This window comes from Burkholderia sp. SR8, from assembly GCF_052851275.1.
In genome coordinates, this window is record NZ_JAULUC010000010.1 from 13,408 (window position 1) to 33,490 (window position 20,083).

The window sequence follows — 20,083 nt, forward strand, 5'->3', positions numbered from 1 at the left end:
ATGTCACTCAACAACATTGACACCATCCGCATGCAGGTGATGTGGAACCGCCTGATCTCCGTCGTCGAGGAGCAGGCGATGGCCCTGATCCGCACGGCGTTCAGCACCAGCGTGCGCGAAGCGGGCGATTTGTCAGCCGGAATCTTCGACAAGAGCGGACGGATGCTCGCGCAGGCGGTGACCGGTACGCCCGGTCACGTCAACACGATGGCGGAAGCCGTCGAGCACTTCATGAACGAGATCGGTGTCGACCGGATGTACGAAGGCGATGTCTACCTGACCAACGATCCGTGGCGAGGGACTGGCCACCTGCACGACTTCACGGTCGTCTCCCCTTCGTTCCTCGATGGTGAATTGATCGGCTACTTCGCCAGCACCGCGCACGTGGTAGACATCGGCGGCCGTGGGTTCGGCCCGGATTCGCGGGAAATCTACGAGGAAGGCCTCTTCGTCCCGATCATGAAGTTGATCGAGCGAGGTGAAGTCAATCGCGATCTCATCAACATCCTGCGCAACAACGTTCGTGAAGCGGACAAGGTCGTCGGCGACCTCTACGCACTGGCTTCGTGCAACGAAACGGGACACAAGCGCCTGCTTGAAATGTTGAAGGAATTCGGGCTCCGAGATGTCGAAGGCATCGGCGAGTTCATTCTCGCGCGCAGCCGCGAAGCCACGCTCGAACGGATCGCCGCGCTGCCGAAGGGTACGAAGACGAACGACATGACGCTCGACGGCTACGACTCGCCGGTCAAGTTGAACGTCACGCTGACGGTTGCCGACGATCACCTGTTGGCCGACTTTGCCGGTTCGTCGCCTGCCAGCCCGTTCGGGATCAACGTTCCTCTGCTGTATGCGAAGGCCTATGCATGCTATGGGCTGAAGTGCATCATTGCACCCGAGGTGCCCAACAACGCGGCGTCGCTCGAGCCGTTCCGCGTACAGGCGCCGACTGGCTGCATTCTGAACGCGCAGCGCCCGAGCCCTGTCGCTGTCCGGCATGTGCTGGGACACTTCGTTCCGGACTTGGTCCTGGGCGCGCTCGATAAGATCCTGCCGAACCGCGCGCCAACCGAAGGCGCAGGCGCACTATGGAATCTGCATGTCAGCGCACGGCCGGCACGTGAGGACTCCGGCCTCAAGGGTGCCGAGATCCTGATGTTCAACAGCGGCGGCACCGGCGCACGTGCCGAACTCGACGGCCTGTCGGCGACGGCGTTTCCGAGCGGCGTCCATGCGATGTCGGTCGAGGCCACCGAACAGGTCGGGCCGATCGTCGTGTGGCGCAAGGAAATGCGCTCCGGCTCCGGTGGCGCGGGCAAACACCGCGGCGGTCTCGGCCAGATCGTTGAGATCGGCCCGCGCGCCGGTTATCAATTCCGCTTCAATGCGATGTTCGACCGTATCGACCACCCTGCCCGCGGCCACGCCGGCGGCAAACCCGGCGCGGCCGGACAGGTCGAGCTGTCCGACGGTACGAAGATGAAGGGCAAAGGCACGCAGGCTGTCGGCGACTATCAGCGCGTCGTGCTATCGCTGCCCGGTGGAGGCGGAGTCGGTTCGCCGGAACAACGCAGCAAGGAAGAGCTGCTGCGCGACATCCGCAACGAATACATCTCCGAAGCGCAACTGCGCGACGACTACGGCATCACGCTCGACGCCCTCGATGCGTCGGTCACCCGATAAGGAGCATCCCCATGACTGACATCACCAAACCGCCGTTCAAGAACATCCTAATCACGGGCGCCGGCGGTGCGCTGGGCTCCGTCCTGCGTGAATCGTTGCGCCCCTATGCCGAGACGCTCAGCCTGAACGGCCGTCAGTCGCTCGGCGAAGTGCGGGAAAACGAAAAGCACTTTATTTGCGACCTCGCCGATCGCGACGCGGTGTTCGAGATGCTGAAAGGCGTCGACATGGTCATCCACATGGGTGGCGCGCCTCGCGAGAACACGTTCCAGGTCATTCTCGACTCGAACATCGTCGGCAGCTACAACATCTATGAAGGCGCCCGTCAGGCAGGTGTGAAGCGCGTCATCTATGCGAGCTCCGTGCATGCGATCGGCTTCTACGAATGCACGCAGACGATCGACGCGAACGCGCCGCAGCGCCCGGACAGCCTGTACGGTGTCAGCAAGACGTTCGTCGAGAACCTGTCGCGCTACTACTTCGACAAATTCGGCATCGAATCCGTCTGCCTGCGGATTGGGTCGTGTTTCCCGAAGCCGGTCGACCGCCGCATGCTGGCCACTTGGCTTTCCTATGACGATTTTTCGCATCTGTGCATCCAGTCGCTGATGACGCCGAGCGTCGGCCACATGATCGTGTACGGCAACTCGAATAACAGCGCCAACTTCTGGGACAACACGCAGGCGGCCTATCTGGGATATCGACCGAAGGACACGGCCGACCTCTACCGCGCCGAGGTCTACGCGAACACAGGCACGCCCGACCCGCGCCATCCGGCGGTGCGGTTCCAGGGCGGCCAGTTCGTCGCCGACGGCCATTTCGAGGATCCGAAGGTCGATTGAGCACCCCAACCCGGCACGACACTTTTGGAAGGAATAGAGATGGCACAGCAAGCAGCAAAGACTCACTATGACGTTGTCATAGTAGGTGGCGCCGTAGTCGGGAGCGCGACCGCGTATTTCCTCGCGAAGAATCCCGACTTCAAGGGTTCGGTGCTCGTCGTCGAGCGCGACTGGACCTACGCGCAGTCCGCGACGGCATTGTCGAGCGCATCGATCCGGCAACAGTTCTCGAACCCGCTGAATATCAAGATCTCGCAGTTCGGAACGGAGTTCATTCGCAACTTCCACGAACGGGTCGAGGTTGACGGCGAAGCCCCGGAGCTCGGCTTCAAGGAAAACGGCTACCTGTACCTCGGCGACGCGGCCGGTGCACCGATGCTTGAGCGCAACTACCAGACGCAACGGGAAAACGGCGCCGACGTCGTACTCCTTGATCCGGAACAGCTCAAGCAGCGCTTCCCGTGGCTCAATACCGATCAACTGGCCAGCGGCGTTTACGGGCAAAGTGGCGAAGGCTGGTTCGACAGCTATGGTCTGCTACAGGGCATGCGCCGCAAGGCGCGATCGCTTGGCATCGAATACATCGAAAACGAAGTGGTTGACCTCGTCCGCGAAGGCTCGCGGATCACCGGAGTGAAGCTCAAGAGCGGCGAGACGATCGGGTGCGGAACGATGGTGAACGCCGCGGGCACGCGCGGGCCGGCCATGGCGCGTCTTGCCGGCCTCGATATTCCGGTTGAGCCGCGCAAGCGCTGCCTGTTCGTATTCGACTGCCGCACACCCCTCACGGGCACCGTGCCGATGCTTATCGACGCGACCGGGATCTTTTTCCGACCGGAAGGGAAATACTATCTGACCGGCTGCTATCCAGATCCGGATCCGCTCGCCGACGCCAACGACTTCGAAGTCATCCATTCCGAATTCGACGAAGTGATCTGGCCTGCGCTCGCCGATCGCATCCCGGCATTCGAAGCCATCAAGGTCGTCAGTTCATGGGCAGGACATTACGACTTCTGCGTGCTCGATCACAACGCCGTCATCGGACCGCATCCGGAAGTCACGAACTTCTTGTTCGCCAACGGTTTCAGCGGCCATGGTCTGCAGCAGTCGCCCGCCGTCGGCCGTGGCCTCAGTGAGTTGATCACCTACGGCGAATACCGGTCACTCGATCTCGGGCCGCTGGGCTACGAGCGCGTAGTCGAAAATCGGCCCTTCATCGAGGAAGGCGTGATCTGAATTTGCCGGGATATACGGCACAACGAAAGGCAACACCATGAATGTTCAACCGTACAAAGCTGCGCTCGTCACCGGCGCATCAAGCGGTATCGGACGTGCGATCGCACACCGACTGGCCAAGGAAGGCTTAAAGATCTATGCGCTCGGACGCGACGCGACGGCACTCGACACTCTAGCGGACGAATGCGACGCGACACCGATTGCCGTGGATTTGCAGGACACGTCGTCGTTGCAGATGTTGTTCGATCGCGTCGAGATCGACGTCGTCGTCAACAATGCCGGACTGCTGCCGGCGATCGCGAAATTCGGCGAATGTTCACCCACCGACATCGACAGCATGATCGACGTCAATTTGCGGGCGCCACTCCGCATCGCCCACATGGCCCTCGACGGCATGCAGAAGCGAAAGCGCGGCCACCTGTTTTTCGTCGGCTCTAGCGCCGGGCGCTTTCCGCATCCGAACACCGCGGTATACGGCGCAACGAAAGCAGCAATCAGCATGTTTTGCGATTCGCTGCGTTGCGACCTGCTCGGCAGCAAGGTTCGCGTGACGGAGATCGCTCCGGGGCGCGTACAGACAAGCCTGTATCGCACGGCGCTCGGCGAGACCGGCGCGAACGAGAAACTGTACGACGCTTACCGTTCGATTCAGCCTGAACACATCGCCGAGTTGATCGCGACCGCCATCGCGCTTCCCGACTACGTCGACGTGTCGAGGATGGAAGTCTTTCCGACGGACCAGGCGGCCGGCGGTTCGCAAATCGTGTCAGTCAGCTAGTCACCAAAGTCTTTCGGTACGGAGAAATCTGAATCATGAAGAATCAACGCGTTGTGATCGTCGGCGGCGCATCCGGCCTCGGTCTGTCCGTCGCAAAACTAATGCTCGCAGACGGCGCCGAGCGTATCGCACTCATCGACAAGAACGGCCCTCTGCTCGCAGAGACGGTCAGCAACCTGAGGGCAGAAGGCCACCAGGTCTTTGGCGCCGAAGGCGACATTACCCGCAAGGACTCCGCTCATGCGGTGTTCAAGCGGGCACTGGAAGCGCTCGATCGTGTCGATTCCCTCGTCAACAGCGCGGCAATCTATCCGCGACGTCCGCTGCTCGAAATTTCGGACGACGAGTGGGATCTCGAAAACGCGGTCAACATCAAGGGTACCTATCACATGATGGTGGCCGCGATCGAGCATATGCGCGCTCGCTCGAAGGTTGAAACCCACGTGGCCGGCCGCATTGTGAACATCACGTCGGTCGACGCGTTCAAGGCACATCCGCAAAATGGACACTATGCCGCCACGAAGGCCGCCGTTGTCAGCCTGACCAAGTCGTTTGCTCAGGAAGTAGCAAAGGACGGCATCCTGGTCAATTCCGTCGCACCCGCGGGCTTCGCAACCGAACGAGCAAAGAAGCTCGGCTTCCTCGGTGAGCTCGCGTCAGCCAACCCGCTGGGCCGAGCGGCGGAACCCGAAGAAATCGCGCAATGGGTGGTGATGATGGCAAGCACCCGCAATACCTACGCGACCGGCGAGAACGTGATCGTCAGCGGCGGCTATATCTACGCATGACGTAAGTCAGGGAACTCACACCCGCCTCGCATGCCTCTGCGACGCGGGCGTGAGTCCGCCTGCGAGTATGTTAAAGTCATAATATGTCATACGGCGCAGGTCACACACCGACGACCGGGCGCCAGCGCGGTACGCCTGCATCCGACAATTGCAGAGCCTTCCTATCCTGTGTGGAGTACACGGAATGTCTCTGGACGCTGAAACTCTCCTGAAGAATGCCGCCAGCTCCGGCCGGCGGCGCAGCCTGACCGAACTCGTCATTCAGGCGCTGAACGACAAGATCGACCGCGGGGAATATCCCCGCGGCTCCAAGATGCCGACCGAGCCCGAACTCTGCGCCGAATTCGGCGTCAGCCGGACCGTTGTTCGCGAAGCGGTCGCGTCGCTGAAGCTCGGTCGCCGCCTGATTGCGCGCCATGGTGTCGGCGTGTTCGTCACCGATGAAACCGATCAGGCATCGGAGCTGAATTTCATCGATTCGACGACGCTGAACAACTCGATGCACGTGCTCGAGCTCCGGACCGGGGTCGAAACGGAAGGCGCCGCGTATGCGGCCCGTCGGCGATCGGAGCCGCACCTGAAGGCGCTCAAGGAAGTCTATGCGCGGATGGAGATCGTCGCGATCGACAACGACGCTGAATGCGCTCGCGCGGACTTCGAATTCCACCTGGCCGTCGCAACGTGCTCGGAGAATCCTCACTTCGTGTCGATCCTGCGGTCGCTGGGCCAGGAAATCATCGGCGATCTGCGACTGAAGCACGCGAAAGCAAATCTGAAAGAGCGCAAGACGTACATCAAGCGCATTCAGAGGGAGCACGGCGACATCCTCGAAGCCATCGAGAACCAGGATGACAGCGGCGCCCGCCGCGCGATGCGACGCCATCTCAACGAAAGCCTCGAGCGCTACCATCATTTGACGAGCGCACGCTCGGAATAGGCAAGTCAATGGCGATGCGGCAGCGATGAATCCGGACTGCTTGCGCATCGCCGGTGCTGCTGCCGCGTCGCTTGCGACGTACCCGCCATCGGCACATCCGCAACCGCTCCAGTCATCTGCATGCACGCCAAGTCCAGTTTCGTTTGGGACTCGCGGGCCCTCATTCGGTACTGACGAGATACTGACAAGCGCGAGAACGACCACCATGAGCGGATGCATCACGCCAGCGCCGATCGTCCGTGGCATCCAACACATGTATGTCCGGGTACTTCCCCGGAAGTCGGCTTACAGAAAAAGCGGCTCCCGGACCACTCGCCCGGGAGCCGTTCAATGTCGCCTGGAGGACATCGTCGGAAGCGGTGTCAGAACCGGTGACGCAGACCCACCGTCACGATCGCTTGAGAACGCTTGCCGGCATCGATATCCATCGACCCGATCACGGCCTGTGCAGCACCGGCGCCATTCTCGCCCGTCGCATGCCCGTATGACGCAACCGTATAGACGTCCGTGCGCTTGCTCAGGTTGTAGTCGGCCCCGATGCTGAATTGGTGATACTTCGCCGACGAATCGCCTAACGACCGCAGGTAGTTGTAGCCGACTTCGGTCAATAGCGCCGGCGTGACCTGCCATACCCCATAGACCGAGCCATTGTGATATTTCTCGGAACGGCTGAACGCCGATGACGCATCCGGGTTGTACTGCGAATAGCTGTAGTAGCCACCCAGAGTGAAAGCGCCAAGTGTGTACCGGCCGCCTGCACGCGCGATGTTGACGGAACGCGCGGAAGCATAGAACGCGTTGACACTGCTGTTGAACAGCGAGTCCGCGGAGGTCTTCGCCCGTTGCGCCACCGAGCCGTTGCCATTGTCTACGTGTAGGAAGCCCGCCGCCACCGCAAGCGGACCGTTAGTGTACGCGGCCGCACCACTGTATGTCTGGCCGGAGCCGACCGCACCGGCGACGCCCCCGAACGAATACATCGCGGCGAATTGCAAGCCGGACCAGTTCGGGCTCGACCACTTGATGGCGTTGTTGACCCGAACGCTGTTGTCGGCGTTGTCGATATCGCCCGGCGACGAAAAGAACCCGCCGAGGTAGTTGTCGCCTTGCACCGGTTGCACGAGATCGATGAGCGGATCGTACTGGCGGCCGAGCGTCACCGTACCCCAGCCACTCCCGCTCGACAGCCCGACGTAGGCCTGCCGCCCAAACATGCGGCTGCCTTGACCGAGGCTGCCTGATGTCGAGCTGAATCCATTCTCGATCTGGAAAATCGCCTTCAGCCCCCCGCCAAGGTCTTCACTGCCCTTCAGCCCCCAGCGCGAACCCGATTCCGTTCCGCTTGCCATCATCAGCTGCGTCGATTTCCCGCCGCTGTTATGGACGTACATCAATCCCGTATCGACGATACCGTACAGCGTGACCGTACTTTGCGCATACGCATGCGAAGCGATCACGCCTGCGGAAATCGCCGCTAGTCTGAAATATGGATTCCTCATTATATCTTCCAAATTCCTGTTTCGTTTGTATTGTGGTCCGAGCGCTCACGCGTGAGAATCGGCGTCAGCGCGCGCCGGACCGTCGCCTCGAAGTGTCACCCTTACCGAGCCAATCCCATCAGTTCTTGATCGGTTCGACCTTGTCGCCAGTTGCAATGGCTTGCGGCACCCACTTTCCACCGATCACCTTGTAGAACGTCGCAGCGGGATCCTTCATGTCACCGTTCGGCATGAACGCGATGTTTCCGGAGACGCCTTCGAATGACACCGATTTGATGAGCGGCGCATAGATCTTGGGATCGGTCGAATTTGCCTTCTGCATCGCACTGATCAGCACCCAGGTAGCGTCATACGCGGACGGCGAATAGGCAACGACACCCTCGTTGTACTTGGCCTTCATTTTCTGGTCGAATGCCTTGCCTGCCTTCAGCTTGGTCAACGGCACACCATAGTCCCACGACATGGCACTTTCGGCACTTTCGCCCGCCACCTTCAGGAACGTTTCGTTTTCGAAGCTGCCACCACCCAACAGCGTCGCCCGGATGCCCAACTGGCGCATCTGCTTCATCACCATACCGGCCTGCTGGTCCAGCCCCGCCCAGAAGACCACGTCCGGATTGAACGACTTAATCCGGGTCAGCTGCGCGCGGAAATCCACCGCCTTGTCGGTCGTGAATTCGCGGTCAGCGACTTTCCCGCCCGCGGCCTTCACACCTTTGACGAACTCGTCGGCCATGCCCTGGCCGAACGCGGTGCGATCGTCTATTACCGCAATGCTTTTGCCCTTCAGTGCCTCGACGGCCGAGTGGCCAGCAAGCTGTCCCATCTGAGCGTCCGAATTCGTCACGCGAAACACGGTATTGAAGCCTTGCGATGTCAGTGTCGGATTGGTCGCCGTAGGGGAAACCATCGGAATTCCGGCGTTGTAGTAGATCCGCGAGGCGGGCACGCTGGTGCCCGAGTTGAAATGCCCGACAATTCCAGCGACCTTGGAGTCCACCAGCTTCTGCGCGACTTGTGACCCCATCCGCGGGTCACCTTGGTCGTCCTCTGCATCCAGGACAAAACGCACGGGCTGACCGCCGATCACGAGCTTCTTCGCATTCGCGTCATCGATCGCCAGCTCAACGCCTCGCTTCAGGTCGGCCCCGTAATGTGCCGACGCTCCGGTCAGCGGTGCGGCGAATCCGATCGTGACATCTGCAGCGCTGGCCACATGACTAAACGTCAGTCCGGTTGCAGTCAAGGACGCCGCTATCGCAATGTGCTGTACAGAAAACGATTTCTTCATTTGACACCTCTATGAGTTTGACTAGGCCAACGCCGCCACGTCGACGCACTTGACCAGGCAAATGCTCATTGACGCGTCGCATACAGGCCGGACTGGGACAGTCCCCTCATTCCGCGACACCGAGTTGGCGTGGATTGGGGAGCCCAAAATCAAGCCGCGCGGGCAGCTCAGCCATCAAGGTATTAGGTGAGACGTCATATGTCAACAACTCAAAATATCGCAGATAGTAAGGGTTTCCATCAGTGGAGACTGCCCCGAATATGGGCGGAATTCGAGACATTCACGCCGGAGGCGGCCACCTGAACCGCACACATCCGGGGGCCAAAGCTTACCGTCGATATTTCATTTGCGGCGACCTGCAGGCTGAATTCGTTTGCTGCGCGCGCTATTTCCAGCAGCAGCTCGAACTCGTAACTGCAGCCGGTAGTCCGATGGAAACAAGCAAACGATTCCGCGAGCGCCGGGCTCGGCATCCCCGGCGCGCGCCGCATCGAGGCGTTCTTCACCGCAATCCGGCGCGGACCGAACGCGCACGAGCATTGATCGTCGCCGCTCCGTCCGGCGGCATCGAGCCGAGAGAACAGCTACGCGCGCATGCGGTCGAGGGTTCGCGCGTAAACGTGGTAATGCGCGCCCAAAAGGAAAATCTCCACGCTCAAGCCGTGCGTCGCACCATATCCATGAGTTCCGGCGGAAAGAGCATTTCGCGCACGACCGAGTCGTCCCGGCGCAGCATCTCTGCCGCCTCAGTGATACCAAAGAATTCGAAGAACAGCGGTGTTTGCAGGATCAGCATGTCAAAACCTGGCAGAACGGCATTGCCACGCGACATGGCTGCTTGAAGCAACGGCGTAGGTTGGTTTTTCATCAGGATGTCGCAGACCTGGGCGTCGGGGCCCAGCCTCTCAGGCGATACCGGCAAAGGATCCGATGCCTTCAAGCCGAGCGGCGATGCATTGATGACCAGGTCGAAGCCCACCGGATCATTGCTCGACCGCGCCGATGATGGAATGTCGTACTGTCGCCTGATCGACTGTGCCAGTTCCCCCGCCTTCACCATGTCCGGATCAAAAATGACGAGCTCAGACACATCTCCCGCAGCCAGCGCGGTTGCGATCGCACAACCCGCACCACCCGCGCCGATCAACAGGACGCGCTTGCTGCGGTATTCCATCGAGTAGCGGTCCATGGATTTCACGAAACCCAGCCCGTCGAACAGCTCGCCCTCGAGTTCGCCAGCGGCATTTCTCCTGATCGCGTTGACCGCATTCGCTGTGGCCGCCCCCTTCGAGCACCGATCCGACAAAGCTGCCGCAGCAGCCTTGTGTGGAATTGACAATACGATTCCGCGCGTCGTGGGCGACTGAAAGAGAGCGCGAATGGTGCTGACCAAATTGGCCGACGTGACGTGAAGCGGAACCATCACTGCATCGACACCGCACTGCGGAAGTACTTTGTTGAAAATTTCAGGCGTGCGCACCTGCTCGATCGGGTCGGCGATCATGAAGAACACGCCGGTCTTTCCGGTAATCATAGAAACTCACTGTCAAAGTAACGGAATCGCATCGACGACGGGGCGGCTGCGCCGAAGAATGGGCGCGACACACTGGCCGTCATGCTTTCGGAAAGCCCTCGCCCCACGTATCGCTCAACATGAATCCGGCGGCGAGCGGATCGTCCGGGTCGACACCCACCTGCTCGACGCTGTAAATCCACGCCCGCCCCGTCACACGCGTCAGCACGGCAGCTTTGTTCCCGACTTCGGCATGCCCCAGCATCTCCACCTTGAATTCACTGCCGATCGTCGAACGGGACATCAACTGGCTACCCACGTCGACGACGCCACGCGCGGCCAGCGCCGCCAGATTCGCAGAACTTCCCGTCCCGCATGGCGAGCGGTCGATCCGTCCGGGCGGAAGCGTCGTGCAGGTCTGATAAGTCGTGTCATTGACGCGATTGCGGAACATCACGTAGGCGATCTGATTTATCTTTGGGTAAAGTGGGTGCTGGATGTCGATTTGCTCGTCGATGATGCCGCGCAGGCTCACCCCGAGATCGGCCAGCCTGCGCGCGCTCTGCGGCGCGATCTCAAGCCCCAGTTGGGTCACGTCGACCAGCGCGTAATAGACACCGCCGAACGCGATGTCCACTTTGATCTCGCCATACTCCTCGATCTGCACCGGCACATCCAGCTTTTCGACGAAGGCAGGCACCATATCGAGCGACACGCCAACGCAACGGCCGTCCCGGCAAGTCGCCCGCGCCGTCACGAGACCGGCGGGCGTATCCAGCACCACCGTCGTTTCCGGCTCCTGCATCGGCACCATCCCGAGTTCGAGTAGCGCCGTCACCACGCAAATCGAATTGCTGCCGGACATCGGATGCGCCTTGTCCGACTGCAGCACGATAAAGCCCGCATCGGCTTCCGGACGCGTCGGCGGAATCAGCAGATTCACGGACATCTGCAGGCAGCCGCGCGGCTCAAGCACGACGAGCCGCCGCAGACTGTCGTCAACTTCGTTGATGTAGTTCATCTTGTCGAGCATCGTCTCGCCGGGGATGTCGACGACGCCGCCGGTGATGACCTTGCCGATCTCGCCTTCGCAATGCACGCCGACCATCTGCAAACTTCTTTTCCAACGCATGTTTCACCCGATTCAGTTGATTAATGTGTCGACTGCACGCCGCATATCCCGGAGCGTTTCCCCGCTAACCAAAGCGATAAGCGCTGAACGGCGTCAAGTCCAGCCCGGACGAACGGCTCGCGGCCAGATCGGCAATCAAGCGCCCGGTCGTGGCGCCGAGCGTCAGGCCGAGTTGTCCGTGGCCGATCGCGATCAAGACGTTCGGCAACCGCCGCGAGCGGTCGATGATCGGCTTCGTGTCGGGCAGCAAAGGCCGATAGCCGACGCCGAATTCCCGCTCGATGGTTTGCAGTTTCGGCAGAATCCGTTTCGCCTTGTTCAAAACAGTTTCGGCCCGCTTGAAATTCGGCTCGGCATTGCGTCCCGCGAACTCGATCGTCCCGCCGATCTGCAGACCGCGCGTCATCGGCGCGAAGCAAAATCCGCCGTCCGCATAAATCACTGAATGCCGGAACTCGACGCCAGGATTCGCCAACAGCGTCTGATAGCCCGCGACGCCTTCCAGCGGCACGTCGATGCCCAATTGATTGAAGAACCGGCGCGATCCCACCCCGGCCGAGACCACTACGTGCGATGCCGCGATCCGTTCGCCGTTCAACAGCGTGACCCCGGTCGCGCGGCCGGACGCTTCGTCGATCCGGTCGGCCCCGATGCGAATGCGGCGCCCGCCTTGCGACAGAAAGCTGCCGGTCAGCGCGCGAATGAATCCTTCGGTATCGCTCACAAAGCGCCATTGCGACAGCAGCAGCCCATGCGAGAATCGCCCGGCCAGCGACGGTTCGAGATCGGCGATGTCGGCCGCGCCGAGCACCTCGGACGTAAAACCAAGCGACTGCCGAATCTCGTTGTAGCCGCGCTCGTGCTCGATCCCCGCAGCGCTGTCGAATACCTCCAAGATCGGTCGCTGCACGAGCAGCGCCTTGTCGTCGCACGCGTCGAGCAACTGTGCGTAATCCGAAAACACGTTCTGCGTCAACGATGCCATCGCCTGCGCGATCTCGCCAATTCGTGCTTGACTCGCGAACGACAGGAAGCGCAGAAACCACGGCAGTATTCGCGGCAACGCGCTCGGGCGGAGTGCGAGCGGTCCGGTCTGATCCATCAGCCAGCCGGGTACCTTCTTCAGAGTTCCGGGCTTCGACAGCGGAATGATTTCCCCGACCGCTATCTGGCCGCAACTCCACTTCGCGGTGCTGTCCCCAGCCTCCGCGGGATCGACGAGCGTGACAGAGTAGCCGTTGCGCTGCAGATAGAGCGCGCAGCATGTCCCGACGATGCCGCCGCCAATTACGACGGCGGTTTCCTTCTCGGCCGACTGCGCATCCGGATTGACGCATTGGGGAATCGCGTTCACTTGACGAGTTCCATCAGGTCGAAGCCGTGTGCGTAAGGTTGCGACTCGTCGACGTAATGCTCGCTGCGCCCCGTGATCCACGCGCGCCCCTCTACACTCGGGAATACTGCATCCCGTCCGCTCTTCAAGCGGGTGATCGCTTCGACACGCCCGATGAAATGACTGCCGATGATGCTCTCATGCTTGAACGTCTGCCCTTCGATGAGCAGCCCTCTCGCGTGCCGTTGCGCGACCCGCGCGGAGGTGCCGGTGCCGCACGGCGAGCGATCGACGATACTGTTGCCGGCGATAACCACCGCGCGCGCGTCGGAATCGGCCGCCAACGGCTTCCCGGTCCACATACAATGCTTGACGCCGCGAATCAGCGGATTGTCGGGATGCGCGACGTCGATCGTGTCGTTCACGCACTTTTGCGTCGCACGTCCCCATTCGAGCAATTGGTCCGGCGTGAAGTGCTCGCAGCCCGGAAAGTTCGGCTGCACTTCGACGATCGGATAGAAATTCCCGCCATACGCGATATCGAGGACCAGCTTCCCGAAATGCGGATGCTCGATCTCGACGTCGCGGTGCAGCAGAAAACTCGGCACATTCGTGAACCGTACCGAAGTCACGCGTTGACCCGTCTGCACATAGCGCGCGGTCAACTGCCCAGCCGGCACGTCGACGATGACGGTGCCCGGCTGTTTTGGAACAATGAGACCGGATTCGATCGCAAACGTGACCGAGCCGATCGACGCGTGGCCGCACATCGGCAGGCATCCGGACGTCTCGGCGAACAGCAGGCTCATGTCCGCATTGTCGCTGACAGGTGGATACAGCAGTGTGCCTGACATGTTTGCGTGACCACGTGGCTCGAGCATCAGCGCGCGACGGATCCAGTCGTAATGCTCGATGAAGTAGTGCCGGCGCTCGTTCATCGTCGAGCCGTGCAATTCGGGCACGCCGTCAATGGCCATCCGGACCGGCATCCCCTCTGTATGACCTTCGATGCACTTGAAAACGTGTGTCGTCATGTCTGTCCTCCTGTTAATAGGCAAAGCGCCTGAGCAGCCGCGACTCCACCACGCCGACGAGACGCGTCAGCGGAAAGGCAACGGCGAAATAAATCAGCGCGACGGTCGTCAGGAACTCGACTGGATGCGCGGTGCTGTTCGAGATGTTCTGTCCGACAAACATCAGGTCCGCGATACCGACCGACGAGATAAGCGCGCTCTCCTTGAACAGGCTTACGACGTTCGACAGCAGCGGCGGAACCGCGCGCAGCAAAGCCTGCGGAAAAATCACATACAGGATCTTCACGTGCGGCGACAGGCTCAGCGCGATGCACGCGTCGTGCTGCTCGCCTGCGATCGACTTCAGTGCCCCTCGGAATGTCTCGCTCGTAATCGCGATCATGTACAGCGTCAGCGAGATCAGCACCGACAGGTACGGCGGAATCGGCAGCCGGAACACCACCGGAAAGCAGAAGAACACCCAGAACAGCTGGATCAAGAGCGGCGTACCTCGGAAAAATTCCACGTAAAGCGTTGTCAGCTTCTTCAGCCAGCCCGACGGCGACATCCGCAGTAAGCTCAGTACGAAGCCGCCGAGACTGCCGACCACCGCGCACGTACTCGTGAACGCGAGCGTCAGCCCGAGCCCTTTTAGCAACACCGACCAGTACGGCAGGACGATCGAAAAATCGAGTAACATGTTGAACTCCTCAACGCTGCATCGCGACGTCCTGACGACGCTCGATCACGTGTACCAGCCGCGCGATTGGCAGCGACAGCGCGAAATAAATCAGCGCGACGACCGAGTACGTCTCGAGTGGCCGGTACGCTTCGGTCGCCAGGCTCTTGCCAACGTACATCAGGTCCGCAACCGCGACGATCGCGACCAGCGCGCTTTGCTGCAGCGTGCCGATGCCGTTTGTCATCAACACTGGCATGGCGGTGCGCAGCGCCTGCGGCAGTACCACGTACAGCGTGCGCTGCCACGGCTTCAGCCCGAGCGCGACGCATGCATCGAGATGTTCCTTCGGAACCGCCTGCACACCGGCGCGATACGCCTCGGCGTTGAACGCGGTCAGGTTCAGGCCGAGTGCGAGCACACCCATCGCGATCGGATCGACGAACACATCGACCATCATCGGAATGCAGTAGAAGAACCAGACGATCTGCAACAGCGCCGGAGTGCAGCGGAAGAATTCGATGAACAACTGCGCCGACCACCGCACGATCGTCCAGCGGCTCATCACCATGAGGCACAACAGGAAGCCAAGCACGATGCCCATCACGTTCGCCGCCAGCGCGAGTTCGAGCGTGACCCACAAGCCGTCCAGCAGCTTGCCAACGTTGCCGGTCAGAAAAGAGAAATCGAAGTGATAGTTCATGGCTTCGTCCTCAGTCGAGATGCAGCACTTTCTCGAGGAACTCGCGCGTGCGCGCTTCCTTCGGCGACTTGAACATCTCGGCCGGTGCGCCCTGCTCGACGATCTTGCCGCCCGCGCAGAACACCACGCGCGTCGCGATGTCGCGCGCAAAGTGCATGTCGTGTGTGACGATGATCATCGCCATCTTCTGCTCGGCAAGCTTCAGCATCACGTTCTGCACTTCGACCACCATCTCCGGATCGAGCGCCGACGTGACTTCGTCGAACAGCATCAGCTTCGGCTCGAGCATCAGCGCGCGGGCAATCGCGACGCGCTGCTTCTGGCCACCGGACAGCTGGCTCGGGTACGCGTTCAGTTTGCTTTCGAGGCCGAGGCGGGCCAGATATTTCCGTGCGCGCTCAGTCGCCTCCACCCTCGACAAGCCGCCGACCTTGACTGGCGCGAGGATCAGGTTGCCGAGCACCGACAGATGCGGGAACAACGTATAGTGCTGGAATACCATGCCGATCTGCTTTTGCAGCTTCGCGTCGATACGGTTCGTGCGCCTGGAATTGCCGCCATAGATGTACGGCTTGCCCTGGAACGAGATCTCGCCGCCCTGAACCCCCTCGAGGCCCATCATCACGCGTAGCAGCGAGCTCTTGCCGCTTCCGCTCGGGCCGATGATCACGAGCCGGTCGTCGGCGCGCATGTCCAGGTCCATCTTGTCCATCACGACCAGATGCTCACCGTACGATTTATAGACCTGGCGAAGCTGGACGAAATCGCCTCTGTACTCGGCTCGAATGGGACCGGCCGGGGGAGCAGAAGTTTGCACGATGTTCACGGGTGTTGACGACATGAGACCATCCTCTTTCGGAACGCCATACAGGCGCTCCCGATTTGAATCGAACCCGATGACCCGGGTTCGGGACTGCGGCTTGTGTCACATGACGCGGCGTAGCGCTCTTTCCACGCCGCCCACTCGCGATCGTTACTTGCCTTGCGTGAGCGTTTCCTTGATCGATGCCTTGGCCAGGCGCTCCGCATCGCCGGACTTGATTTCATCGTCGATGAACTTGTTCAGAACTGCGATATCAGGCGCGGGAGTGTCTTTCCGAATACCAAAGCAGATGCCCTGCGGAGCGAGCGTCGGATTCGGATTGAGGACGGCGGCCCAGTCCGGGTGGGCCTCGGTCAGAAGCCGGTTCGTCATGACGTCGTCGGCCAGCATGTCGGCACGTTTCGACATCAGCGCAAGCCGCGTCTCGTCAAAACCCGGCAACCGCATGATCTGCGCCTGCTTCAACGCGCCCGAAATAGCCTTGTCCTGCGCCGTCCCAGACATGACCGTCACGATCACACCGGGTTTGTCGATATCGGAAATGGCGTGAATGGTCTTCGGCAGTTTCGGGTTGTTCTTGTTGTACGTGAGCGTCACACTGTAGTCGGTCGCAGCCTTCGAAAAGGCGATGGCCTTCTCACGCTCGGGCGTGTCGTTGAGCGCCAGCGACATATCCCACTTGTCGGACTGAAGGCCGGCAACGATGTTGTCCCACGTGGTATCCACGAATTCGACCCTGACCTTCAGGACTTTTTCCCCAAACGCCTTGCAAAGCTGCGAGAACATGCCACTGTACTGGCCCGTCTTCGGATCGCGCATGACATAAGGCGGCGAGGTCGCGGCACCGCAGCGCAGCACCCCTGCCTTCTTCACGCTTTGCCATGTTGAGCTGTCCTGCGCATGGGAAGGCACGCTCGCAACCAGCGACGTGAACGCGGCGCCACAGAGGGCCGCATGACGCAAAAACATAGACGTCCGAATCATCTTGAACTCCTCAGTCGAAAGTAGTCCCCAAACTGCCCAGCAACGAACGGCACACCGCACCGCAAATGTCATCGTCCATCACACACATATTGTCGACCGAATGACGACATTGTCAACCGAGAAAAAAAGTTCCTCGTGCCAGAAACGGCCGGCTAGCCTTTCTGGTTAAGCCTTCTCAGTTGAAGATAGGGAGATACCCGATACAAGAATGGCGTCGGATCGCGGCCCTACGCTTGACTCTTTTAAGACCCGATGCAACCATATGTCGACATTTCGTCGACTATAAATCGCAATCTGAGCTGCTGCTTGCAGCAAAACGTCACATGAACCAAGGAGGCTACATGCCCATCATTCGCGTTGAAATGCTGAGCGGCAGAACACACGCGCAGAAGTCCGAACTCGCAGAGGTGTTGACCCGCGAGATGGCGCGCGTTGCGAAATGCTCGCTCGCGGATGTGCAACTCGTGATTACGGAGGTCGATCGCTCGATGTGGTCGGTGGGAGGAAGGCTGGCCGAACCAAAAGAGATCAGTCCGGCGAACTGATGTCACGAACAAAGCCACGCCGCTGTCATGAATGACAGCGGCGCGCGCATTCCTCAGCCGTTGTCGCGTTAAGCGGCGGTGCCGTAGGTGAGGGGTACGCTGGCGGTTAGGTTACGATCCATGAACTGCATGAATCGCCCTTTGAACTGCACTGCGTGCCGATGGGCACACTCTTCCGCCTGGTCTGCGTCGCCTCGCTCGATCGCCTCAACCATCTCGGTATGGTCGCTCGCCATCTCATCCACATTGATATTCGGATCCAGCGCCTTGAACTCGAAGTGAAGGTGCAGCATTCGCCGCCCTTCGTCGAGCAGCCGCCGGTAGAGGTCGACGAAATAGGTATTCCGTCCGGCCCGCGCGATCGCCATGTGAAATTCGTAATTGCTTTCGATCATCGGCAGGCTGTCACCCTGTTTGATGCTCGCTGCGATGCCTTTCTCGTAGGCTTTTTGTGCTTGCCGAATTTTTGCGAGATCGGCCGTCGTCCGGTGCAGCGCGGCAAGACGTGTCGTAACGCGCTGCAATAGATCGAGTGCGTCGAGATATTCGGGAACCCGAGCGAAATCCATCGGTGTCACGACGGTACTACGATTGGCCAAGATCGTGACCAACCCGTCCGCGGAAAGCCGAACCAATGCCTCGCGAACGGGCGAGCGCGACATGTCGAAGCGCTCGGCCAACCCAACCTCGTCCAGAGGCATGCCCGGAGCGAGCTTCATCGTAAGAATCTCGTTTCGCAGGGTCGTATAAACGCGGGCAGCCCCCGTTTCCTTACCCGTCTGAATCTGGACTGATGACCTAGCCATATCGCGTTCCCTTAAATTCAGCTCCGATGCAGTGATGTTGCGAACACAGGATGTGGATGTTCGCCCCTCTAAACCTCGAAAGCAATTCATTGAAGCCATCACCGAATCGAGCCGACCATCCTACCACATCGCCCTCTGCCTCCCGGATGACGACAAGCCCAAACCCGCTGTCCGCAATCGCCGCCTCAGGGCTGGGAAGCGAACGCCGAGTAGGCCGTCGTGACAAGCCAGCCACAATCGATCGGAAGGGTCACGCCGGTAATCGCGGACGCCTGCTCGGAACACAGGAAGAAGATAGCATCGGCAACTTCCGAGGGGCTGACGAAACGGCGCAACGCCGATTTCTCGATTACTGCTTTCGGATCGCGCTCGCCCGAATCGATACGCGCCTGCATCGCGGGCGTCAGCGTATAACCCGGCGCGACCGCATTGACACGCACTCCTTTCGGGCCCCATTCCGCCGCCATCACCTCCGTCAGCGTCTTGAGCCCCGCCTTACCGACCGCGTAGCCGATCTGCGCAGATGGCCTGTACGTCGTCATCGAACACAGGTTGATGATCGCCCCCTTACCGCTGTCGCACATGGCCGCGCCGAATGCGCGCGATACCAGCAGGGTTCCGCGGACATTGATATCCATCAGCCGATCAAACTCGGCCACGTTCATCTCGAGCAGACGCACCGCGTTCTGCAGGATACCGCCCGAATTGACCAACGCATCGGGCACCCCGAGAGATTCGAGAATCGCACCAGCGAACTGCTCGATTGATTGATCGCTCGCGACGTCGACCGGAAGGAAAACGACGTTCTGCCCTGCCTCACGCAATTCGCTTGCGACGGATTCCCCACGTTCCGCGTTCAGGTCGCCGATCACGACCCTCCAGCCAGCCGCCGCAAAGCGACGGGCAGCCGCTTCGCCAATGCCGCTGGCACCGCCGGTCACAACGATCAGATTCGAATGGGTGCTCATGTTTGAACCTTTGCAAAAAAGGAGTTTCGCGGCCGCAACGTCGACCACATGTCGACAATGATCAATTTCCGATCCCAGGAAGTCAAGAAAAACGGCAGATCATCGAGAAAATCTCGGACGTGGTTTACCACTAAATCGTCCCCCAATCCCTTTAACCACGGGCATTCCAGCTCGCCCGACTGAGCCTGTCGAATTTTTTCTGGTTGACACTGTCGGCATTTAGTCGACAATGTATCCACAACGCAATCAGTTACATGGAAGGCGATCGTGACGATTTTTCAGTGGCCACTGACTTCACCGGATGCGGCACCGTCAGCCAGTGAAGGCGGGAGATTCAAGGCCCTTTGCCGTCGATTCAGCGCGCATGACATCGGCAGAAAAGCTGACATGGTTCGCATCCGCTGCGCACGCTCGATGGCGGATCTGCTGTCCGTCCACGAGACAGCCGTGACTTATACGCGCCCAGCCTGGCACTACGACACTGACGTATTTCGAGACGGCTGGACGAGGTAACCCAAGACGCTCGCACC

The 20,083-nt window shown here is 60.3% G+C and carries 20 protein-coding genes; 7 read left to right on the forward strand and 13 right to left on the reverse strand.

From position 1 onward, the window contains the following. The 6 genes from Q3A80_RS14910 (at position 1) to Q3A80_RS14935 (ending at position 6,264) form a co-directional block, all read left to right on the forward strand. Entirely contained in the window at positions 1-1,683 is a 1,683-nt protein-coding gene (locus tag Q3A80_RS14910) for a hydantoinase B/oxoprolinase family protein (RefSeq protein ID WP_446329734.1), read from the forward strand. A gap of 11 nt (positions 1,684-1,694) precedes the next feature. Beyond that, positions 1,695-2,525 carry an NAD-dependent epimerase/dehydratase family protein gene (locus Q3A80_RS14915; protein ID WP_446329735.1) on the forward strand — a complete coding sequence of 277 codons (831 nt, stop codon included), beginning with the start codon at positions 1,695-1,697 and terminating at the stop codon, positions 2,523-2,525. 39 nt (positions 2,526-2,564) lie between these two features. Then, positions 2,565-3,761 (forward strand): NAD(P)/FAD-dependent oxidoreductase, encoded by a 1,197-nt coding sequence (locus tag Q3A80_RS14920; protein ID WP_446329736.1) that lies wholly within the window; start codon positions 2,565-2,567, stop codon positions 3,759-3,761. A 37-nt stretch (positions 3,762-3,798) separates the two neighbouring features. Continuing rightward, positions 3,799-4,539, forward strand: a complete 741-nt coding sequence (locus Q3A80_RS14925) for an SDR family oxidoreductase (RefSeq protein ID WP_446329737.1) — start codon at positions 3,799-3,801, stop codon at positions 4,537-4,539. A 35-nt stretch (positions 4,540-4,574) separates the two neighbouring features. Continuing rightward, complete coding sequence (locus Q3A80_RS14930) at positions 4,575-5,327, forward strand: SDR family NAD(P)-dependent oxidoreductase (RefSeq protein ID WP_446329738.1); 753 nt, start codon at positions 4,575-4,577, stop codon at positions 5,325-5,327. Positions 5,328-5,511: 184 nt separating this feature from the next. After that, positions 5,512-6,264, forward strand: coding sequence for a FadR/GntR family transcriptional regulator (locus tag Q3A80_RS14935; RefSeq protein WP_446329739.1), 753 nt, complete (start codon positions 5,512-5,514; stop codon positions 6,262-6,264). 362 nt (positions 6,265-6,626) lie between these two features. On the opposite strand, the gene Q3A80_RS14940 is transcribed toward Q3A80_RS14935, so the two are convergent. The 11 genes from Q3A80_RS14940 to Q3A80_RS14990 form a co-directional block, all read right to left on the reverse strand. Beyond that, positions 6,627-7,763 carry a porin gene (locus Q3A80_RS14940; RefSeq protein WP_446329740.1) on the reverse strand — a complete coding sequence of 379 codons (1,137 nt, stop codon included), beginning with the start codon at positions 7,761-7,763 and terminating at the stop codon, positions 6,627-6,629. 118 nt (positions 7,764-7,881) lie between these two features. Then, positions 7,882-9,054 (reverse strand): branched-chain amino acid ABC transporter substrate-binding protein, encoded by a 1,173-nt coding sequence (locus Q3A80_RS14945; protein WP_446329741.1) that lies wholly within the window; start codon positions 9,052-9,054, stop codon positions 7,882-7,884. 239 nt (positions 9,055-9,293) lie between these two features. Further along, positions 9,294-9,560: a hypothetical protein gene (locus Q3A80_RS14950; RefSeq protein WP_446329742.1), complete on the reverse strand. Its 267-nt coding sequence runs from the start codon at positions 9,558-9,560 to the stop codon at positions 9,294-9,296. 149 nt (positions 9,561-9,709) lie between these two features. Then, the gene (locus tag Q3A80_RS14955; RefSeq protein WP_446329743.1) at positions 9,710-10,588 is read right to left on the reverse strand and encodes a shikimate dehydrogenase family protein; all 879 of its coding nucleotides are present in this window, start codon (positions 10,586-10,588) and stop codon (positions 9,710-9,712) included. Positions 10,589-10,667: 79 nt separating this feature from the next. After that, positions 10,668-11,699, reverse strand: coding sequence for a proline racemase family protein (locus tag Q3A80_RS14960; RefSeq protein ID WP_446329744.1), 1,032 nt, complete (start codon positions 11,697-11,699; stop codon positions 10,668-10,670). A 64-nt stretch (positions 11,700-11,763) separates the two neighbouring features. Further along, positions 11,764-13,053 (reverse strand): NAD(P)/FAD-dependent oxidoreductase, encoded by a 1,290-nt coding sequence (locus Q3A80_RS14965; RefSeq protein WP_446329745.1) that lies wholly within the window; start codon positions 13,051-13,053, stop codon positions 11,764-11,766. Beyond that, positions 13,050-14,066, reverse strand: a complete 1,017-nt coding sequence (locus Q3A80_RS14970; RefSeq protein WP_446329912.1) for a 4-hydroxyproline epimerase — start codon at positions 14,064-14,066, stop codon at positions 13,050-13,052. Before Q3A80_RS14970 ends, Q3A80_RS14965 begins: the two co-directional genes overlap by 4 nt. Positions 14,067-14,079: 13 nt before the next feature. Further along, the gene (locus Q3A80_RS14975) at positions 14,080-14,745 is read right to left on the reverse strand and encodes an amino acid ABC transporter permease (RefSeq protein ID WP_446329746.1); all 666 of its coding nucleotides are present in this window, start codon (positions 14,743-14,745) and stop codon (positions 14,080-14,082) included. A gap of 10 nt (positions 14,746-14,755) precedes the next feature. Beyond that, positions 14,756-15,427 carry an amino acid ABC transporter permease gene (locus Q3A80_RS14980; protein ID WP_446329747.1) on the reverse strand — a complete coding sequence of 224 codons (672 nt, stop codon included), beginning with the start codon at positions 15,425-15,427 and terminating at the stop codon, positions 14,756-14,758. A gap of 10 nt (positions 15,428-15,437) precedes the next feature. Continuing rightward, a complete protein-coding gene (locus Q3A80_RS14985; protein WP_446329913.1) occupies positions 15,438-16,139 on the reverse strand; it encodes an amino acid ABC transporter ATP-binding protein in 702 nt (233 codons plus the stop codon). A gap of 261 nt (positions 16,140-16,400) precedes the next feature. Next, the gene (locus Q3A80_RS14990) at positions 16,401-17,234 is read right to left on the reverse strand and encodes a substrate-binding periplasmic protein (protein ID WP_446329748.1); all 834 of its coding nucleotides are present in this window, start codon (positions 17,232-17,234) and stop codon (positions 16,401-16,403) included. 323 nt (positions 17,235-17,557) lie between these two features. Between Q3A80_RS14990 and Q3A80_RS14995 the strand changes: the two genes are divergently transcribed. Further along, positions 17,558-17,779: a tautomerase family protein gene (locus tag Q3A80_RS14995; protein ID WP_446329749.1), complete on the forward strand. Its 222-nt coding sequence runs from the start codon at positions 17,558-17,560 to the stop codon at positions 17,777-17,779. A gap of 68 nt (positions 17,780-17,847) precedes the next feature. On the opposite strand, the gene Q3A80_RS15000 is transcribed toward Q3A80_RS14995, so the two are convergent. Together Q3A80_RS15000 and Q3A80_RS15005 are read right to left on the reverse strand one after the other, a co-directional pair. After that, on the reverse strand, positions 17,848-18,585 hold the full coding sequence (locus tag Q3A80_RS15000; protein ID WP_446329914.1) for a GntR family transcriptional regulator: 738 nt from the start codon (positions 18,583-18,585) through the stop codon (positions 17,848-17,850). A 185-nt stretch (positions 18,586-18,770) separates the two neighbouring features. Continuing rightward, entirely contained in the window at positions 18,771-19,553 is a 783-nt protein-coding gene (locus Q3A80_RS15005; protein ID WP_446329750.1) for an SDR family NAD(P)-dependent oxidoreductase, read from the reverse strand. Positions 19,554-20,083 lie beyond the last annotated feature (530 nt).

Bases quoted from the DNA above. Each gene is read 5' to 3' on its own strand.
- Q3A80_RS14945 (WP_446329741.1), bottom strand. From the start codon at position 9,054: ATGAAGAAATCGTTTTCTGTACAGCACATTGCGATAGCGGCGTCCTTG.
- Q3A80_RS14925 (WP_446329737.1), top strand. From the start codon at position 3,799: ATGAATGTTCAACCGTACAAAGCTGCGCTCGTCACCGGCGCATCAAGC.
- Q3A80_RS14910 (WP_446329734.1), top strand. From the start codon at position 1: ATGTCACTCAACAACATTGACACCATCCGCATGCAGGTGATGTGGAAC.
- Q3A80_RS14985 (WP_446329913.1), bottom strand. From the start codon at position 16,139: ATGGACAAGATGGACCTGGACATGCGCGCCGACGACCGGCTCGTGATC.
- Q3A80_RS14995 (WP_446329749.1), top strand. From the start codon at position 17,558: ATGAACCAAGGAGGCTACATGCCCATCATTCGCGTTGAAATGCTGAGC.
- Q3A80_RS14975 (WP_446329746.1), bottom strand. From the start codon at position 14,745: ATGTTACTCGATTTTTCGATCGTCCTGCCGTACTGGTCGGTGTTGCTA.
- Q3A80_RS14940 (WP_446329740.1), bottom strand. From the start codon at position 7,763: ATGAGGAATCCATATTTCAGACTAGCGGCGATTTCCGCAGGCGTGATC.
- Q3A80_RS14915 (WP_446329735.1), top strand. From the start codon at position 1,695: ATGACTGACATCACCAAACCGCCGTTCAAGAACATCCTAATCACGGGC.
- Q3A80_RS14955 (WP_446329743.1), bottom strand. From the start codon at position 10,588: ATGATTACCGGAAAGACCGGCGTGTTCTTCATGATCGCCGACCCGATC.
- Q3A80_RS14980 (WP_446329747.1), bottom strand. From the start codon at position 15,427: ATGAACTATCACTTCGATTTCTCTTTTCTGACCGGCAACGTTGGCAAG.
- Q3A80_RS15000 (WP_446329914.1), bottom strand. From the start codon at position 18,585: ATGGCTAGGTCATCAGTCCAGATTCAGACGGGTAAGGAAACGGGGGCT.
- Q3A80_RS14920 (WP_446329736.1), top strand. From the start codon at position 2,565: ATGGCACAGCAAGCAGCAAAGACTCACTATGACGTTGTCATAGTAGGT.
- Q3A80_RS14970 (WP_446329912.1), bottom strand. From the start codon at position 14,066: ATGACGACACACGTTTTCAAGTGCATCGAAGGTCATACAGAGGGGATG.
- Q3A80_RS14990 (WP_446329748.1), bottom strand. From the start codon at position 17,234: ATGATTCGGACGTCTATGTTTTTGCGTCATGCGGCCCTCTGTGGCGCC.
- Q3A80_RS14960 (WP_446329744.1), bottom strand. From the start codon at position 11,699: ATGCGTTGGAAAAGAAGTTTGCAGATGGTCGGCGTGCATTGCGAAGGC.
- Q3A80_RS14935 (WP_446329739.1), top strand. From the start codon at position 5,512: ATGTCTCTGGACGCTGAAACTCTCCTGAAGAATGCCGCCAGCTCCGGC.
- Q3A80_RS15005 (WP_446329750.1), bottom strand. From the start codon at position 19,553: ATGAGCACCCATTCGAATCTGATCGTTGTGACCGGCGGTGCCAGCGGC.
- Q3A80_RS14930 (WP_446329738.1), top strand. From the start codon at position 4,575: ATGAAGAATCAACGCGTTGTGATCGTCGGCGGCGCATCCGGCCTCGGT.